Here is a 17,512-nt window from a genome sequence, read left to right as displayed (position 1 = left end):
GCGGTGCGCCGGTGCACCGGGGCGCGGCGACCGGGAGGATCACGGCGCGGCAGGTGAGAGGAGGGCCCGTCGGCGGTATCAACCCTGCATGGACGAGGTGGTCTTCGAGCCGCTGAAGGCGGTGCACTGCTCCCGGTGCCGCGCGGGCCCGCTGCGGCACCACATACGCGACGGCGGCCGGCCGCGCTGCCTGGACTGCGCCGGTCTCGGGGAGCTGGTGTTCCTGCCCCGGGGGGACGCGGCCCTCACCCGCCGGGCCCGGGTGCGCAGTTCCCGGCACGCCGTGGTGGTGCGCTACAACCGGCGCCGCCGGCGGCACGAACGCCAGGGGCTGCTGGTCGAGGCGGCGGCGCTGGCCGGAGCGCGGGCGAGCTGCCTGGCCGACGCGGCGGCGCGGGCCCGGCGGCGGGACCGCGACCGGGTGCGGCGGACCGCCGAGGACGTGCGCTTCACCGCGGCCTTCGCCGGGGAGATCCGCCGGCTGTTCCCGGGCATCCCGCCCGAGCGGGCCCTGGCCATCGCGGCGCACGCCTCGCTGCGCGGCAGCGGGCGGGTGGGCCGCAGCGCGGCCGGCCGGGCGCTGGACCCGGACACCGTCGCCGTCGCGGTGCGGGCCGCGGTGCGCCACACCGACACCGACTACGACGCGCTGCTGGTGGCGGGGGTGCCCCGGTTCGAGGCCCGGGCCCGGCTGGCGGCCCGGATCGACGCGGTCCTGGACGGCTGGCGGGCCCCGGTCGAGCCCGCCGCCTGACACCCCCGGCCGGTCTTCAGGAGGAGGGCCGGAACCGCCGGTAGAGCAGCGCCCCGCCGAGCAGCAGCCCGGCACCGGTGGGGGCGAGGTAGCCGAGCCCGGTCGCCCCGGTGTGCGCCAGCGGCGGCCCGGCCGGCGGCTGCGCCACGGGCTTCGCGGGCGGCTGCACCGGCTTTACCACGGGCGGCCGGACCGGCTTGCCACCCCCGCGGACCGGACCCGGGCCGTTGACGGAGGTGTTGCCGTGCGAGGCGTTGCCGACGGCGGCCACCCCGATGGAGTTGCCGCTGACGTTCAGCGGGATGTCCACCGGCAGTTGGATGCCGTTGCCGGAGAGCAGCCCGGGCGAATCCTTTCCGCTGCCGGTGGCCTGCGCCCCGCCGCCGCTGCCGGCGCCCTGGCCCCCGGCCCGCCCGGGGCCCGGTTTGCCGACGGGTTTCGACCCGTGCCCGCCGTGGCCCGCACCCGGGCCCGAGTCGTTGACGCAGGTGTTGCCGGCGGCAGGATTGAGCAGACCGGCCACGCTCACGGTGTTGCCGCAGACGTTCACCGGCACCTGCACGGGGAGTTGCACGAGATTCCCGGAGACCAGGCCGGGCGAGCCGGCCGCGCGCCCGCCCGCGTCCGCATCGGCGTACGCCGCCCCGGCCACCCCCGCCACGGAGAGCGCACCTCCCGCAACCGCCATCGCGATCACGCCGCTTCGACGAACCTGCCGCATCTGTGTCCCGCCTTCCGGTGAGGAGTCCGCGGGTGTTCCACCCGCACCGGAATCAACGCGATGAAGCCATTCGGGTTATGGCCGATACGCATTTCACTCGATCGGGTAAGCGCGTTCGGAAGGTCCGTCACCCGTGAGCGCAAGGACCGGATCGGCGGCCGGCGGCCCGGCCGGCCACCAGTCCTCGACCTCCCCGGGCGCGCTCTCGTACGGGTACCAGAGGCCGTCCCGGCCCAGCCGCAACTGCCGCCCGGCCGAGGTCAGGCGGTTGCGGTGCGGCCGGAACGGCCCCCGGCCGGCGGCCAGCAGCGCCGGCCGGGCCCGGTCGAAGGGACCCGCCGGCGGGTCCCAGGGCTCCTCCAGCACCGCCAGCGCCACGGGCCCGCCCTGGCGCCAGGCCGCGGCCGCGCACGCCAGTTCGGTGGTACTGCGTCCGGTGGCCGCGGCCAGGTCCCGGTACAGCGCCCGGGCCGCCCCCGTCAGACCCGAGGTGGGCTGCCCGGCGGCCAGCCGGACCGCGTCCTGCCACAGACCGAGCCCCGCCAGCGGGTCCTGACCCGAGGTCAGCAGGGCGTGCGCCCGGACCGCCGCGTCCGTCGCGAGCTGGTCCAGCGCCAACGGGTCCGGCGCCCCCGGCTCCTGCGGGCAGGCCGCCGGATGCCCGGGCGCCACCGGCACCGGCAGCGGCTCCGGCAGCGGCGGCAGCACCCCGGCGGCCAGCGCGGCCCGCGCCGACACCCCGGGCAGCTCGACCGCGGCCGCCGGCCGCTCCCGCGCCTCGTGCCGCGCACTGCGCCGGCCCAGCTCCGCCAGCACCTCCCGCTCCCCCCGGCCGCGCAGCAGCAGGAGCACGAACGGGTCGGAGTCCAGCAGCCGGGCCAGCAGGAAGCACAGGGCCGCCGCGTGCTTGCAGGGCGGCCGGGCGAAGTCCGGACAGGAGCAGTTGGGGATCAGGTCCCCCCGGCCGGGCAGCAGGGCCCCGGCCAGCCCCCGCGGCACCTCCCGCTCCAACAGGGCGGCCAGCTGCGCCGGATCGGCGGCCACCGCCGCCAGGAACTCCGACCACTGCTCGTCCGAGAAGGTCCCCAGCGCGACCGAGGTGCGGTACGGACGCGGCCGGCTGCCCCGCACATAGGCCACGATCCGGCCGGGGGTGAGGGTCACCGCGTCGACGTGCCCCTCGTCGGCGTAGGCCCGGCCGCGCTCCAGCCGCGCCCCGTCCTGCGCCCGCTCCTCCAGGGCCGCCAGCCAGGCCAGCCCCCACCAACTCGTCGGCGCCCCGCCGGCCGGCAGCCGGTCGAAGGTACGGCGGCGGTCCTCCCGCGCGCTGATCACGAGGGCCTGCGCAGCGAGACGAGGTCGGCCAGCTCGGCGTCGGTCAGCTCGGTCAGCGCGCTCTCCCCGCCGCCGAGCACCGCGTCGGCCAGCGCCCGCTTGGACTCCAGCATCAGCGCGATCCGGTCCTCGACGGTGCCCTCGGCGATCAGCCGGTGCACCTGCACCGGCTGGGTCTGCCCGATCCGGTACGCCCGGTCGGTGGCCTGCTCCTCCACCGCCGGGTTCCACCAGCGGTCGTAGTGGATCACATGGCCCGCCCGGGTGAGGTTCAGTCCGGTACCGGCGGCCTTGAGCGACAGCAGGAACACCGGGACCTCACCGGACTGGAAGCGGTCCACCAGCTCCTCCCGGGCAGCCACCGGGGTCCCGCCGTGCAGCAGCTGCGAGGGGACGCCCCGGGCCGTCAGATGGGCGGAGAGGATCCGCGCCATCGTGACGTACTGCGTGAACACCAGCACCGCGCCGCCCTCGGCCACGATGGTGTCCACCAGCTCGTCGAGCAGGGCCAGCTTGCCGGAGCGGTGCGCGGTCCTCGGGTGCTCCTCCTTCAGGTACTGCGCCGGGTGGTTGCAGATCTGCTTGAGGGAGGCCAGCAGCTTCATCACCAGCCCCCGCCGGGCGATCCCCTCGCTGGCCTCGATCAGCGCCATCGTCTCGTCGACCGTGGCCCGGTAGAGGGCGACCTGCTCGCGGGTGAGCGCGACCGGGTGGTCCGTCTCGGTCTTCGGCGGCAGCTCGGGCGCGATCCCCGGATCGGACTTCCGACGGCGCAGCAGGAAGGGCCGCACCAGGCGGGCCAGCCGGGCCACCGCCTCCTCGTGTCCCGGATTGACCTCCTGCTCGGCCGCGCGGGCGTGCCGGGCCCGGAAGGTCGTCAGCGGGCCGAGCAGTCCCGGGGTGGTCCAGTCGAGCAGCGCCCACAGCTCGGAGAGGTTGTTCTCCACGGGCGTGCCGGTCAGCGCCACCCGCGCCGGGGCCGGGATGCCGTGCAGCGCCCGGGCGGTGGCCGAGTGCGGGTTCTTCACGTGCTGCGCCTCGTCGGCCACGACCATCCCCCAGGACTGCCCGGCGAGCAGGGCCGCGCTGGCGCGCAGCGTGCCGTACGTGGTGAGCACGAAGCCGCCGGGGTCGGGGAGCCCCGCCAGGCTGCGGCCGGTGCCGTGGAAGCGGCGGACCGGCACCCCCGGGGCGAACCGCTCGATCTCCCGCTGCCAGTTGCCCAGCAGCGAGGCGGGGCAGACCACCAGCGTCGGCCGGCGGTGGGCCCGGCGCAGGTGGAGGGCGATCAGGGTGACGGTCTTGCCCAGCCCCATGTCGTCGGCGAGGCAGCCGCCCAGCCCCAGCGAGGTCATCAGGTCCAGCCAGGCCAGCCCGCGCAGCTGGTACTCGCGCAGGGTGGCGGCCAGCCCGGGCGGCTGCGGGGCCGGTGGCAGCTCGGCGGTCAGCCGCCCGCGCAGCGCGGCCAGCGCGCCCACCGGCACGGCCTCCACCTGCTCGCCGTCGACCTCGACGGTCCCGGTCAGGGCGGTGGCGAGCGCGTCGAGCGGGTCGAGCAGGCCCAGCTCCCGCTTGCGGGCCTTGCGGACCAGGGCCGGATCGACCCGCACCCACTGGTCGCGCAGCCGGACCACCGGGCGGTGCGCGGCGGCGAGCGCGTCCAGCTCGGCCGGGGTCAGCCGGTCCTCGCCGAGGGCGATCTCCCAGGCGAACGAGAAGAGGTCGCCGGTGTCGAAGAAGGACGTGCCGTCCGCGGCGGAGCCGGGCGCGGCGCGCAGCACCGCCCGGGCGGTCAGCGTCCGGGCCAGCTCCCGGGGCCAGTGCACCGGGACGCCCACGGCGGCCAGCCGGGTGGCGGCCACCCCGAGCAGGTCCTCGAGCTCGGGGTCGGAGAGCGCCAGGACGTCCGGTACGGGCTGGTCCAGGAACCGCAGCAGCGGCGGCCAGGCCCGGGCGGCCCGCCGCAGGGCCAGCACGGTGTCGATCCGGGCCCGGGGCCCGAAGCCGTCGGCGGCCGTCCCGGCCCACAGCGGGCCCGCGTCGGTCACCAGCGTCGGGTCGGCGAGGCTGTGCACCTGGAGGACGGCCGCCCCGGCGCGGCGCGGCACCCCGCGGGCGGCCCCGGGGCCCTCCTGCGGGTCGTCCGAGGAGTCGAAGAGGCCCCGGGCCGGCAGGTCCAGGCGCAGCGAGACGCCCACCCCGGTGTCCGCGCCGGCCGCCACCTCGGCGGCCCAGTCCCGGATCCCGGGCAGCCGCTGGGGCTCCCGGGCGGCGAACGGCCGGCCCAGGGCGTGCGCCGCGGCGGGGGTGCGGGGCAGGGCGTCGGCGACGGCGTCGAGGAAGGCCCGCACCAGCGCCTCGGGCTCGGGCAGCCGCAGCGGCCGGCCCGGCAGGGGCGTGGCGTGCGCCTCGGGGGGCATGGCGGCGGCCACCGCCCGCAGGTGGTCCACGTCGGCCGCCTCCAGGGGGCCGACCCGCCAGGCGTCGACGTCCTCGGCGGTCAGCCCGGGCAGCAGCCGGCCCCGGGCGAGCAGGCCCAGGGCGTGGTGGGCGGCGGCGCCCCAGCAGCGGGCCGCCGGATGCGCGGCCGGGTCGTGCCGGGCCCGGACCAGCAGCGGCAGGGCGTCGGCCACCTCAAGCACGACGGCGGGCACCGTCCGGCTCCGGGCGCCGGGGCCGTGCGCGACAACCACGGTCAGCGGCTCCGCGCCGGCCGGCAGCGGCTCGCCCGCCGGGGACCAGAAGGCGATCCGGCCCTCGCGGGGCACGGCCGCGGGCAGGAACACCGCGGCGGCACGGCGGAGCCCGGGCCCGGCGGTCTCGGTCACGGCCCCTCCCCCGGCGCTCGTAGGATCACTGCCGCCGAGTCTAGGCGGGCCCACCGACAGCGCCCCCGACCTGCTTGGTGTGTGGGGGAGCCCCTTGAGCGTGGTGTGTGGGGGAGCCCCTTGACGGGGGGTGGCAGGCTGGTCCGGAGGCAGGCCCGGGCCGGGGATGACCGCAGGTCACGGCGAAGCCGCGAAGTCCCCGGGGTGGGCCTGCCGCAGGGCCTGCAGGCCACCCCCCGTCAAGGGGCGCGGGGACCCACACACCACGCTCAAGGGGCTCCCCCACACCACCCAACGGGGCACGCGGCCCCGCACACCACGGAGTGTGCCGCCGCTCAGTCCCGCGCCCAACCCCCCCGGTCGTAGGCGTACCCGTACGACGGCCCGAGGGCCGCGCTGGTACGGAAGGGGCGTCCGGCGGCGTCGATCCGGACGGTGCCGGAGCGGTCCCCGGCCACCCAGCGCAGCTCCAGGTACCAGTCGCAGTCGCAGCCCGTGGTCGCGGCCTCCACCCGGATCACCGCCGGGTCGGCCGCCGAGACCTTGAGCGGGAGCGCGGGGGCGGGCAGCGGCTCCCCGGCGTCGTTGCCGGGCAGCGGGCGGGCCAGCGGGCGCGGGGCGTCCAGGTTGACCGCGTACGCGGCCGGGGTCAGCGCGCCCCCGCAGCCCATGGACATGCCGTACAGGTTCCAGCGGAGCGGGGCCCGGCGGCCCACCACCCGCACGTCCAGGGCCTGCAGGACCACGGGCCCCGGGCCCGCGCCGGTCACGGTCGCCTCGACGATCTGCCGCTTGCCGTGGACCGCGCGCTGGGCCGCGGCCCAGGCCGGGGCGTCCTGCTCGGCCGGGGGCGGCGGGACGTCCGCGGGCCCGCGCTCGCTCAGGTAGGCGTGGTCGCAGCCGTTGGCCCACACGTGCGAGCGGACGGACACCGCCAGCGGCGCGGCCCCGGCCGGAGGCTCCGCGGGCGCCCGGGTCCCCGGGGCGGACGCGGACGGCCGGGCCGTCCCGGGGGCGGACGGGGACCCGGAGACCGATGCGGAGGCGCCGGGCGCGGGGCTGCCCGTACCCGTGGGCGCGGCACTGGCGGGGACGCCCGTCGGCGTCCCTTGCGGCCGGGCCCCGCCGAGCCCCTGGGGGGAGGGCCGGACGGCCGCCGCGCCCCGCTGCTCCCGCCCGGGCGTCCCACCGGTCAGGCCGGCCGCGCCGACCGCCACGGCCGACACCACCGCCACCGCGGCGGCCCCGCCCCACCACCACCGCCGGTCCCGCCGGCCCCCGGCCCCGACGGGGACGTGCGCCTCCTCCACCACGGCGGCCGGCGCCGGGCCGCCCGGCTCCACCGCCCCGCCACCGGCCGCAGACCCTGCGGCGGGCCTCGCAGCCGCCGCGCCCGACTCCACCGCGCGGTCACCGGTCGCGGGCCCCGCAGCCGGCTCCCCGGCCGTCCTGGCCGCAAGCCCCGCAGATCCCTCACCCGCTCCGGCCGCCGCGCCCGCCGCGTCCTCACCCGGCCCGGCGCCCGGCTCCTCGGCCGCCGCGGGCACGGTGGCCTCGGCCGCCGCCTCTTCCCCGGGGACCGCCGACCGCCGGCGGGCGTCCGCGAGGAGCCAGGCGCGGTGGAGGGCCAGGGCCTGGTCCCGGCCGGCCCCGCAGGCCCGGGCGAAGCGGTCGACGGTCGCGAACTCCGTCGGCACCGCGTCGCCGTTGCAATACCGGTGCAGGGTCGAGGTGCTGACGTGCAGTCGTTTGGCGAGCACGCCGTAGCTGAGCCCCGAGCCCTCCTTCAGCTCCCGCATCAGGCGCGCGAACGCCCCGGTCTCCGGCACCCGTTCCGACCCGCCCACGACTCCCCCGTTCCACCCGGCCGTTCCACCCCGGGGCCATCACCCCAGCTGGCGGCATGTGCAGCCGTTCCAGTGTCCCGGATCGCCGGCGTTCCGTTGCCCGACTCCCCCGCATCCGGGGACCGTGGTCCTGCCACACCGAAGAGAGACCGAAAACGGGGAGAACCACCGTGCTCATCCGCGCCATCGCCATCGCCGCCACGACCGTCACCACGGCCGTCGTCGCGGGTCTGACCGCCCCGGCCGCACTGGCCGGGCCCACCGGACCGGCCGCCGCCACCGCGCCCGGCTTCCTCACCGGCCGGGACCTCCCGGCCCACCCGTCCTCGCCCTGGCACACCGGCAAGGTGACCCGGGGCCTGCCGGAGACCCCGCCCTTCTGCCTGTCCCGCGCCCTGCCCGCCACCGGCGCCTGGCACCGCGGCTTCGGCACCGACGTCGACACCGGCGCCGTGCAGATCTCCGTACGCACCGCCTCCTCGGCCGCCGCGGCGAAGCTGGCGGGCGCCCTCGAGCGCAAGGTCGCGGCCTGCGCCGCGGACTGGCTGCGGAACATGCCCGGCGGGACGGCGAGCTGGCAGGACTACGGCAAGCTGACCGTCGAGGAGGGGGCGCACGTCTACGGGGTGCACACCTCGGTCCCGGACTCCGAGCCGGGCGTGCACCTGTACGGCATCGGCCGGGACGGCGCGACCGTCACGGTCGTCAACTGGTCCCAGATGGGCGATCTCGCCCACGCCCCGGTCAAGGCCTTCAAGAAGACCACGGTCACCGCCGTGAACAAGCTCAACCCCTGACCGGGGCCGGTCCCGGGCTTGACCCCGGCGCCCCCGGGTAGGAGCGTCGGAGACAGAGGCGATGGCCATGCGGACCGGAAACGAACCCGTCAATGCCCGCAGCCCGCTGCGGCTGCGGTTCTGGCTGAGCGTGTGGGGCCTGCTGTGGGCCGGGCTGGGCACCGCGGCCTTCGCAGTGGCGGGCCGGCCCGGCTGGGCGGCGGCCTGCGGGGCGCTGCTGGTGCTGGCGTGCGTGGACCTGGCGATGATCGTCCGGCACCTCCGGCAGGGCCCGCACTACCAGCCGGGCCGGGACGTCCCGCCGTACGAACCCGACCGCGGCAACCCCCGCTGAGGGTCCCGGCCGGTCAGCTGCCGGCCGGGGGCTCCTCGGACCGGGGTCCCTCGAAGCGGGCCGCCGCGAGGTACTCGGGCTGCGGGTCGAGCGCGGCGGCCAGCCGGAAGTGCCGTCGGGCCCGCTCGGGCTTGCCGGCCCGCTCACAGGTCCGGGCGAGCGCGAAGTGCGCGAAGGCGTTGTCCGGCTCCCGCTCCAGCACCAGCTCGAACTCCAGCTCCGCGGGCCGCAGCTGGGCGGCGGCGAAGAAGGCCCGGGCGCGCAGCAGCCGGGCCGCGGTGTTCTCCGGGTGGGCGGCGATGACCGAGTCGAGCAGCTTGACCGCGCCCCGCGGGTCGCGGGCCTCGAGCAGCCGCTCCGCCGCGCGGTAGTCGATGACGTGGGTCTCCGGGCTGCTGGGCATGCGCTCCGTCACGGTCAACTTCCTTCCCTTTTCAGGGAGGTCCAACGCCCCCTCGGGCGCGCGTATTCCGGGCCGGGCCCGCGCCGGCGCCTCCGGGGAGCGTCAGGGGCGGGCCGCCGCCCGGGCGGTGAGCTCCGCCCACACCCGGCGGACCTGCGGGGCCAGCGCCTCCAGCGGGCCGTCGTTGTCGATCACCAGGTCGGCGACGGCCAGGCGTTGGGCGCGGTCGGCCTGGGCGGCCATCCGGGCCCGCGCCTCCTGCTCGGCCATCCCGCGCCGGGCGGTCAGCCGGTCCAGCTGCGTCTGCGGCGCCGCGTCCACCACGACCACCAGGTCGTACAGCGGCGCCAGGCCGTTCTCGGTGAGCAGCGGTACGTCGTGGACGACGATCGCGTCCGGGCCGGCGGCGGCCTCCAGCTCCGCTGAGCGGGCCCCGACCAGCGGGTGCACGATGGCGTTGAGCGTCTTGAGCTTGTCCTGGTCGGCGAAGACGATGCCGCCCAGCTTGGGCCGGTCCAGGGTGCCGTCGGCGGCCAGGACCCCTTCACCGAAGGCGGCGACCACCGCGGCGAGGCCGGGGGTGCCCGGCTCGACCACCTCCCGCGCGATGCGGTCGGCGTCGACGATCACCGCCCCGTACTCCGCGAGCAGCCGCGAGACCTCGCTCTTGCCGGCACCGATTCCGCCCGTCAACCCGACCTTCAGCATGGCCCGCAGCTTAGACGGCCCGGCCGGGCGGCTACGCGTCGCCCTCCCGCTCCGCGAGGAAGCGCTCGAACTCGCGGCCGATCTCGTCGGCCGAGGGGATCTCGGCGGGCTCCGCGATCATGTTGCCGCGGGTCTCCGCGCCGGCCGCCGCGTCGTACTGGTGCTCCAGGCCCTGGACGAGCGAGACCAGCTCCTCGTCGCCCTCCCGGATCTGCCGGTCGATCTCCGTCTGGGTGCGGTGCGCCTCGGTGCGCAGCGCGTGCGCGACCCCGGGCAGCACCAGGCCGGTGGCGGCCGTGATGGCCTCCAGCGCGGTCAGCGCGGCGTCCGGGTACGGGGAGCGGGCGATGTAGTGCGGGACGTGCGCGGCGACGCCGAGGACGTCGTGGCCGGCCTGGCCGAGGCGGAACTCGACCAGCGACTCGGCGCTGCCCGGGACCTGCGCCTCGTCGAAGGGGCTGGTGTGGCCGGGCATCAGGTCGACGCGGTTGCCGTGCGGGGTGATGCCCACCGGGCGGGTGTGCGGGACGCCCATCGGGATGCCGTGGAAGTTCACCGACAGCCGCACGCCCAGCCGCTCGACGATCTGCTGGACGGCCTTGGCGAAGCGCTCCCACTCGACGTCCGGCTCCGGGCCGCTGAGCAGCAGGAAGGGGGCGCCGGTGGCGTCCTGGACCAGCCGCACCTCCAGCGCGGGCTCCTCGAACTCCGTCCAGTGGTCGCGCTGGAAGGTCAGCAGCGGCCGCCGGGCCCGGTAGTCGACCAGCCGGTCGGCGTCGAAGCGGGCGACGACCTGGTGCGGCAGCGTGTCCAGCAGCCGCTCCACGATCTGCTCACCGGTCTCGCCGGCGTCGATGTACCCCTCGAAGTGGTAGAGCATGACGAGCCCGGCCGAGTCCTGGTTGAGCGCCAGGTCCACCACCGCCAGACCCTTGGCGTCCCATTCGTACAAACCCTGTGGATCCAGCACCGTCACCACTCCTCCCTCGCCGCGTTCCTAGTCAAGAACGTGCAAGCCCCCGGCGTCATTCCCCAGTTGACGGGTTTCACGCGAATCCGGCCGTGGAAAGCGCGGCCGGAACGGGACGTAAGGGCGGAAAACGCAGTAAGGCCCGCCCCCCGAAGGGGACGGGCCTTACCGTTTCAGCTCAGCTCACGCCGGGGCGTGAAGGTCGCTGCGCCGTGATCAGCTCTGGCCGCCGGCCAGCTTCTCGCGGAGCGCGGCCAGGGCCTCGTCGGACGCCAGGGCGCCGGAGGTCTCGTCCGACTCCGAGGAGTACGAACCACCCGAGATGCCAGCACCGGCACCGGCACCGCCACCCGCGGCCGGAGCGGCCTCGCCCGCAGCGGCAGCGGCCTCGTCGGCCTCGCGGCTCTTGATGACCTGGGCCTGGTGCTGCTCGAAGCGCTGCTGCGCCTCGGCGTACTGGGTCTCCCAGGCCTCGCGCTGCTTGTCGAAGCCCTCGAGCCAGTCGTTGGTCTCCGGGTCGAAGCCCTCGGGGTAGATGTAGTTGCCCTGGTCGTCGTAGGACGCGGCCATGCCGTACAGGGTCGGGTCGAACTCGACCGACGCCGGGTCGGCACCGAAGGACTCGTTGGCCTGCTTCAGCGACAGCGAGATGCGACGACGCTCGAGGTCGATGTCGATGACCTTGACGAAGATCTCGTCGTTGACCTGGACGACCTGCTCCGGGATCTCCACGTGGCGCTCGGCCAGCTCGGAGATGTGGACCAGGCCCTCGATGCCCTCGTCGACGCGCACGAACGCACCGAACGGAACGAGCTTGGTGACCTTACCCGGGACGACCTGACCGATCTGGTGGGTCCGGGCGAACTGCTGCCACGGGTCCTCCTGGGTCGCCTTCAGCGACAGGGAGACGCGCTCGCGGTCCATGTCGACGTCCAGGACCTCGACCGTGACCTCCTGGCCGACCTCGACGACCTCGGACGGGTGGTCGATGTGCTTCCAGGACAGCTCGGAGACGTGGACCAGACCGTCGACGCCACCCAGGTCCACGAAGGCACCGAAGTTGACGATCGAGGAGACGACGCCGGAGCGGACCTGACCCTTCTGCAGGGTGGTGAGGAACGTCTGGCGAACCTCGGACTGGGTCTGCTCGAGCCAGGCGCGGCGGGACAGGACCACGTTGTTGCGGTTCTTGTCCAGCTCGATGATCTTCGCCTCGAGCTCCTTGCCCACGTAGGGCTGGAGGTCGCGGACACGGCGCATCTCGACCAGGGAGGCCGGGAGGAAGCCGCGGAGGCCGATGTCGAGGATGAGACCACCCTTGACGACCTCGATGACGGTACCGGTGACGATGCCGTCTTCTTCCTTGATCTTCTCGATGGTGCCCCAGGCACGCTCGTACTGGGCGCGCTTCTTCGAGAGGATCAGGCGGCCTTCCTTGTCCTCCTTCTGGAGAACAAGGGCCTCGATCTCGTCGCCGACCTTGACGACCTCGTTCGGGTCGACGTCGTGCTTGATCGAGAGCTCGCGGCTCGGGATGACGCCTTCGGTCTTGTAACCGATGTCGAGCAGGACCTCGTCCCGGTCGACCTTCACGATGACGCCGTCGACGATGTCGCCGTCGTTGAAGTACTTGATCGTCTCGTCGATCGCGGCGAGGAAGGCTTCCTCGTTACCGATGTCGTTGACCGCAACCTGCGGGGTGGTGGCGGTGGTCTCGGTGCTGCTCGTCATGTGGGAAAGGGCTCCGGTTACGGACAGAAAGTCGTAGGTACTGCTACGCCGGGAGCCCTTATCGCGTCTGCCTTAAGCCGGACAGCCAAGGAGGCCTCCATCCGCAGAACACGGGGAGGGCCTCGAAAACCGAGGGGTTGCAACAGATGCGAGCGCAGCCTGCTAGGTCTGAGGAGCACAGGCTCGCAGCGCAACTTGTAGCATACGGGGACGGCCGGACAGGGTCAATGCGGAAGCCGGGCGCCCGGGCGCAGACCTCCGCTCCCCCGGCACGATCGCACCGCAACTCCCGCACGGGCAGGCCGTCCCGGCCTTGCGCGAAGACTACGACGACGGGTCCGATGAGCCAAGAGGATGTGACCGCCGAAGGCGCGTACGACGCCCCCGGCGGCAGGAACGAAACCCACGGCGACGGCCGCGGCACGCACGGCGACGCGCACCCGCGCCCCGGCGGCCCGGTCCGGCGCCCGGGCGAGACGTACGAAGAGGAAGCGGACGCGTACGGGTACGACGACGCCGACGAGGACGACGGCGAGGCCGTCCGCCGCGAGGCCGGCGGGACCGAGAGCAGCCGGGCCAACCGCGGCTGGTGGGACCGCAACGCCGACGAGTACCAGAGCGAGCACGGCTCCTTCCTCGGCGACGACCGCTTCGTCTGGGGCCCCGAGGGCCTGGACGAGGCGGACGCCGGCCTCCTCGGGCCGGCCGGCTCCCTCAAGGGCCTGGCCGTCCTGGAGATCGGCGCCGGCGCCGCCCAGTGCTCCCGCTGGCTGGCCGCGCAGGGCGCCCGCCCGGTGGCCCTGGACCTCTCCCACCGCCAGCTCCAGCACGCCCTGCGGATCGACGGCGGCGCCGTCCCGCTCGTAGAGGCGGACGCGGGCGCACTGCCCTTCCGGGACGGCTCCTTCGACCTGGCCTGCTCCGCCTACGGCGCGGTCCCCTTCGTCGCCGACCCGGTGGCCGTCTTCCGCGAGGTGCACCGGGTGCTGCGGCCCGGCGGCCGCTGGGTGTTCTCGGTGACCCACCCCGTCCGCTGGGCCTTCCCGGACGAGCCGGGACCCGAGGGCCTGTCCGTGTCCGCCTCCTACTTCGACCGCACCCCGTACGTCGAGCAGGACGCCGAAGGGCACGCGGTCTACGTCGAGCACCACCGCACCCTGGGCGACCGGGTCCGGGAGATCACCGCGGGCGGCTTCCGGCTGGTGGACCTGGTGGAGCCGGAGTGGCCGGCCTGGAACACCCAGGAGTGGGGCGGCTGGTCGCCGCTGCGCGGCAACCTCCTGCCCGGCACCGCGATCTTCGTGTGCGAGCGGGACGACACCACGGGGAGGGCCTGACCCGGTGCGCCGCGAAGCCCTGGACGCCCTGCCGGTCCGGTCCGCCCTGCCCGCCCTGACCGCGGCCCTCGACGGACCCGGCGCGGCGGTGCTCTGCGCCCCGCCGGGCACCGGCAAGACGACGCTGGTGCCGCTGGTCCTGGCCGGGCTCACCGGCGACGGCCCCCGCCGCCGGGTGCTGGTCGCCGAACCGCGCCGGATCGCGGCCCGGGCGGCGGCCCGCCGGATGGCCTGGCTGCTGGGCGAGCGGGTGGGCGAGTCGGTGGGCTTCACGGTGCGCGGCGAGCGGGTGGCCGGACCCGGCACGGTCGTCGAGGTGGTCACCACCGGCGTCCTGCTCCAGCGGCTCCAGCGCGACCAGGAGCTGGCCGGGGTGGACGTGGTCGTACTGGACGAGTGCCACGAGCGGCACCTGGACGCCGACACGGCCGCCGCCTTCCTGCTGGACGTCCGCGCGGCGCTGCGGCCCGAGCTGCGCCTGGTGGCCGCCTCGGCGACCACCGACGCGGCGGGCTGGGCCCGCCTGCTGGGCGACGTACCGGTGGTGTCGGCGGCCGAGGTCGCGCACCCCGTCGAGGTGGTGTGGGCCCCGCCGGCCCGCCCGGTACGGCCGCCGCACGGCATGCGGGTGGACCCGGCGCTGCTGGCGCACGTGGCCTCGGTGGTGCGGCGGGCCCTCGCCGAACGCCCCGGGGACGTCCTGTGCTTCCTGCCCGGGGTGGGCGAGATCGCCCGGGTGGCCGGACTGCTGTCCGGGGTGGACGCCGAACTGCTCCAGGTGCACGGGCGGGCCCCCGCGGCCGTCCAGGACGCGGTGCTGGCCGGCGGCGAGCGGCGGCGGGTGGTGCTGGCCACCGCGGTGGCCGAGTCCTCGCTGACCGTGCCCGGGGTCCGGGTCGTGGTGGACGCGGGACTGGCGCGCGAGCCGCGCACCGACCATGCGCGGGGGCTGGGCGCGCTGACGACGGTACGCGCCTCCCGGGCCGCGGCCCGGCAGCGGGCGGGCCGGGCCGGACGCGAGGCGCCGGGCGCCGTCTACCGCTGCTGGGCGGCGGCCGAGCACGACCGGCTGCCCGCCTTCCCCACCCCGGAGATCCGGCTGGCGGAGCTGTCCGCCTTCGCCCTCCAGGCGGCGCGCTGGGGCGACCCCTCGGCCACCGGCCTGGCCCTGCTGGACCCGCCGCCGGCCGGAGCCCTGGCCGCGGCCCGGGACGGCCTGACGGTCCTCGGCGCCCTCGACCCGGCCGGCCGCGTCACCCCGCGCGGCGAGGCCATGTCCCGCCTGGGCGTCCACCCCCGCCTGGCGCGGGCCCTGCTCGACGGTGCGGACGCCGTGGCCGGCGGCGCCGCCGGGCTGCGCCGGGTCGCCGAGGTGGTGGCACTGCTGAGCGAGGAGCCGCCGCGGGAGTACGGGGACGACCTGGCCGGCGCCTGGCGCTCGGCCCGCGCCGGCGGCGACGCCTACGCCGCCCGCTGGCGCGCCGAGGCCGGCCGGCTCGCCACCGCGGCGGGCGGCCGGACCCCGCGCGGCCGGGACGCGGCCGGGACCCGGACTGCGGAGCCCGAAGGGCGCCGGACGCCGGGGGCACCGCTCTCGGACGACCGGCTGGCCGGGCTGGTGGTCGCGCTGGCGTTCCCGGAGCGGGTGGCCAAGGCCCGGTCCCGGGGCCAGTACCTGATGGCCTCCGGGACCGGGGCCGTCACCGGGGACGGGTCGCGCCTGGGCGACGCGGACTGGCTGGCCGTCGCCGTGGCCGACCGCCCCGCCGCCGCCACGGACGCCCGCGTCCGGCTGGCCGCCGTCATCGACGAGGACACGGCCAGGACGGCCGCCGCGCACCTCGCCTCGGAGGGCGCGGAGGTCCGCTGGGACCGCGGGGACGTGGTGGCCCGCCGCGTGGCCCGGCTCGGCGCGGTCGAGCTGTCCGTACGCCCGCTCAAGGACCCCGACCCGGAGCTGGTGCGGGCCGCGCTGCTGGCGGGGCTGCGGGCCGAGGGGACCGCCCTGCTGCGCTGGTCCCAGGACGCCCAGGGGCTGCGCGAGCGGCTCGGCTTCCTGCACCGCACGCTCGGCGACCCCTGGCCGGAGGTCACGGAGGAGGCCCTGCTGGACCGGGCCGGGGAGTGGCTGGAGCCGGAGCTGTCCCGGGCCCGCCGCCGCGCGGACCTGGCCCGGCTCGACGCGGGCCAGGCACTGAACCGGCTGCTGCCCTGGTCCACCGGCGAGGCCGGCCGGCTGGACGCGCTGGCCCCCGAGCGGCTGGAGGTGCCCAGCGGGTCCCGGATCCGGGTGGACTACTCGGCCGGGCAGCCGGTGCTGGCCGTCAAGCTCCAGGAGCTGTTCGGGCTGGGCGAGACGCCCCGGGTGGCGGGGGTACCGGTCCTGGTGCACCTGCTCTCGCCGGCCGGCCGGCCCGCCGCGGTCACCGCCGACCTGGCCTCCTTCTGGAAGAACGGCTACCAGGCCGTCCGGGCGGAGCTGCGCGGCCGGTACCCCAAGCACCCCTGGCCCGAGGACCCGGCGACCGCCGAGCCCACCCGCCACACCAACGCCCGCCTGCGCCGCTGACGCCCGGCCGGCCGGGCCGGCGGCTCAGGCCTCCACCGGCTCCGGCACCAGCACCGGCGCGCCGGGCGCGGGCCGCCGCCGGGTACGGGCCTCCAGCCACAGCGCCAGGGCGAGCAGCCCGGCCCCGCCGACGGCCAGGCCGACGGGGGCGTACGTGTGCAGGGTGAGGATCTTGATCCGGTTGGCCTTGACCAGGTCGACGGTGTGCCGCAGGTAGTCCTCGCGCATCTTGACGTGCCCCTGGAAGACCACCAGCCGCTGGCCGGGCGCGGCGGCGGCGAGGGTGCCGCCGCGCAGCTCCTCGCTGTGGATCTCCTCGCCGTTGACGGGGGCGCCGGTGACCGGGTCGACCCAGAACATCCGCTTGGTGGTGTACCAGCGGGAGGTCCCGAAGGCGGTCTCGATGGTGGCCGGGTCGATGCCGGGGATCGGCATCTTCTTGGGGAAGGGCACCTTGGTCCAGGGGATGGTCTGCTCGAAGTAGTACACGTCCAGCCCGTGGAACTTCCGGGGGCCGACGTAGTGGATGGGCGCCGAGGTGCGGGTCTGGGCGTCGAAGTACAGGTAGTCCCGCGGCTCGGTGAAGAAGGGGAACTTGAACTCCACGCCCTCGCGGCGGACCGGCTCCCCGTCGACCATCTCGCCGGTGGCGTGCACCGGGTCCTGGGTGTGGGCGTCGAAGATGTACCGCTCGGGGATCTGGGAGACCATCTTGCCGTCGGGGCCCAGCACGTAGGAGAGGGTGTCCCAGACGACCACGTCCTTGCCGGCGCTGGCCTCGATCTCCCGGGAGCGCTCCACGTTCCCCTTGAGGGTCTGCACGATGGTGATCTTGGAGACCTTCTTGGGCTGGAGGGTGCCGTAGTCCAGCAGCGTGGCCGGTTGCGCCTCCAGCACCGCCTCCTGGTACTGGCTCGGCGGGATCTTCGCCAGGCGCGGGTACATGTACCAGCGCATCAGCGGGGAGAGGCTGGCGAAGAACACGGCGAAGGCCAGGAGGACCAGGCTCGCTCGGCGTCTCATGGGGCTCCTCCTACTGACCGGGGGCCGTGGGCGCGGTGGTGAGCAGCGGCTTCGGCGAGGGCCGATCGCCCGGGCCAGGTACATGCGCTGCAACTGGCCGCCGGAGAGGGTGTGCAGCGGCCGGTGGCCCAGGGTGCCGACGCCGAGCCGGTCCG

General features: G+C 76.1%; 14 protein-coding genes and 1 pseudogene. 5 read left to right on the top strand and 10 right to left on the bottom strand.

Annotation, left to right across the window (positions count from 1 at the left end; all coding sequences use genetic code 11):
- Nucleotides 1-88 precede the first annotated feature (88 nt).
- On the top strand, nucleotides 89-754 hold the full coding sequence (locus tag AB0O40_RS07300) for a DUF2293 domain-containing protein (protein WP_365036580.1): 666 nt from the start codon (nucleotides 89-91) through the stop codon (nucleotides 752-754).
- 16 nt (nucleotides 755-770) lie between these two features.
- Here the strand turns inward: AB0O40_RS07300 and AB0O40_RS07295 are convergent, their stop codons facing one another.
- The 4 genes from AB0O40_RS07295 to AB0O40_RS07280 all read right to left on the bottom strand — a co-directional run bounded on the left by AB0O40_RS07295 (nucleotide 771) and on the right by AB0O40_RS07280 (nucleotide 7,485).
- A complete protein-coding gene (locus AB0O40_RS07295; protein ID WP_365036578.1) occupies nucleotides 771-1,442 on the bottom strand; it encodes a chaplin in 672 nt (223 codons plus the stop codon).
- A gap of 126 nt (nucleotides 1,443-1,568) precedes the next feature.
- A complete protein-coding gene (locus AB0O40_RS07290; protein WP_365036576.1) occupies nucleotides 1,569-2,810 on the bottom strand; it encodes an SWIM zinc finger family protein in 1,242 nt (413 codons plus the stop codon).
- Nucleotides 2,807-5,638: an SNF2-related protein gene (locus tag AB0O40_RS07285; protein WP_365036574.1), complete on the bottom strand. Its 2,832-nt coding sequence runs from the start codon at nucleotides 5,636-5,638 to the stop codon at nucleotides 2,807-2,809. The genes AB0O40_RS07290 and AB0O40_RS07285 overlap by 4 nt, the downstream gene beginning before the upstream one ends.
- A 335-nt stretch (nucleotides 5,639-5,973) precedes the next feature.
- Entirely contained in the window at nucleotides 5,974-7,485 is a 1,512-nt protein-coding gene (locus tag AB0O40_RS07280; RefSeq protein ID WP_365036572.1) for a helix-turn-helix domain-containing protein, read from the bottom strand.
- Nucleotides 7,486-7,655: 170 nt separating this feature from the next.
- On the opposite strand from AB0O40_RS07280, the gene AB0O40_RS07275 reads away from it, so the two are divergent.
- Both AB0O40_RS07275 and AB0O40_RS07270 read left to right on the top strand, forming a co-directional pair.
- A complete protein-coding gene (locus tag AB0O40_RS07275) occupies nucleotides 7,656-8,282 on the top strand; it encodes a hypothetical protein (RefSeq protein ID WP_365036570.1) in 627 nt (208 codons plus the stop codon).
- Between the two features lie 67 nt (nucleotides 8,283-8,349).
- Entirely contained in the window at nucleotides 8,350-8,616 is a 267-nt protein-coding gene (locus tag AB0O40_RS07270; RefSeq protein ID WP_365036568.1) for a DUF6343 family protein, read from the top strand.
- A gap of 13 nt (nucleotides 8,617-8,629) precedes the next feature.
- Here the strand turns inward: AB0O40_RS07270 and AB0O40_RS07265 are convergent, their stop codons facing one another.
- The 4 genes from AB0O40_RS07265 to rpsA all read right to left on the bottom strand — a co-directional run bounded on the left by AB0O40_RS07265 (nucleotide 8,630) and on the right by rpsA (nucleotide 12,428).
- On the bottom strand, nucleotides 8,630-9,019 hold the full coding sequence (locus AB0O40_RS07265) for a tetratricopeptide repeat protein (protein WP_365036730.1): 390 nt from the start codon (nucleotides 9,017-9,019) through the stop codon (nucleotides 8,630-8,632).
- 102 nt (nucleotides 9,020-9,121) lie between these two features.
- On the bottom strand, nucleotides 9,122-9,727 hold the full coding sequence (gene coaE / locus AB0O40_RS07260; protein WP_365036566.1) for a dephospho-CoA kinase: 606 nt from the start codon (nucleotides 9,725-9,727) through the stop codon (nucleotides 9,122-9,124).
- A gap of 31 nt (nucleotides 9,728-9,758) precedes the next feature.
- Entirely contained in the window at nucleotides 9,759-10,697 is a 939-nt protein-coding gene (locus tag AB0O40_RS07255) for a PAC2 family protein (protein ID WP_365036564.1), read from the bottom strand.
- 216 nt (nucleotides 10,698-10,913) lie between these two features.
- Complete coding sequence (gene rpsA / locus AB0O40_RS07250) at nucleotides 10,914-12,428, bottom strand: 30S ribosomal protein S1 (RefSeq protein ID WP_365036562.1); 1,515 nt, start codon at nucleotides 12,426-12,428, stop codon at nucleotides 10,914-10,916.
- A 341-nt stretch (nucleotides 12,429-12,769) separates the two neighbouring features.
- Between rpsA and AB0O40_RS07245 the strand changes: the two genes are divergently transcribed.
- Together AB0O40_RS07245 and hrpB are read left to right on the top strand one after the other, a co-directional pair.
- A complete protein-coding gene (locus AB0O40_RS07245; RefSeq protein ID WP_365036560.1) occupies nucleotides 12,770-13,765 on the top strand; it encodes a class I SAM-dependent methyltransferase in 996 nt (331 codons plus the stop codon).
- Nucleotides 13,766-13,769: 4 nt separating this feature from the next.
- Entirely contained in the window at nucleotides 13,770-16,334 is a 2,565-nt protein-coding gene (gene hrpB, locus AB0O40_RS07240) for an ATP-dependent helicase HrpB (RefSeq protein ID WP_365036558.1), read from the top strand.
- Between the two features lie 24 nt (nucleotides 16,335-16,358).
- On the opposite strand, the gene AB0O40_RS07235 is transcribed toward hrpB, so the two are convergent.
- Entirely contained in the window at nucleotides 16,359-17,357 is a 999-nt protein-coding gene (locus AB0O40_RS07235) for a DUF3068 domain-containing protein (RefSeq protein ID WP_365036728.1), read from the bottom strand.
- Nucleotides 17,358-17,417: 60 nt separating this feature from the next.
- Nucleotides 17,418-17,512 (bottom strand): annotated as a pseudogene (locus AB0O40_RS07230) (ABC transporter ATP-binding protein); the annotation flags it as partial.

Origin of the sequence: Streptomyces sp. NPDC089919, assembly GCF_040684615.1 — a bacterium.
GTDB lineage: Bacteria > Actinomycetota > Actinomycetes > Streptomycetales > Streptomycetaceae > Streptomyces.
Note: the sequence above shows the minus strand (reverse complement) of the source record. Positions and strands in the feature narration are given on the sequence as shown.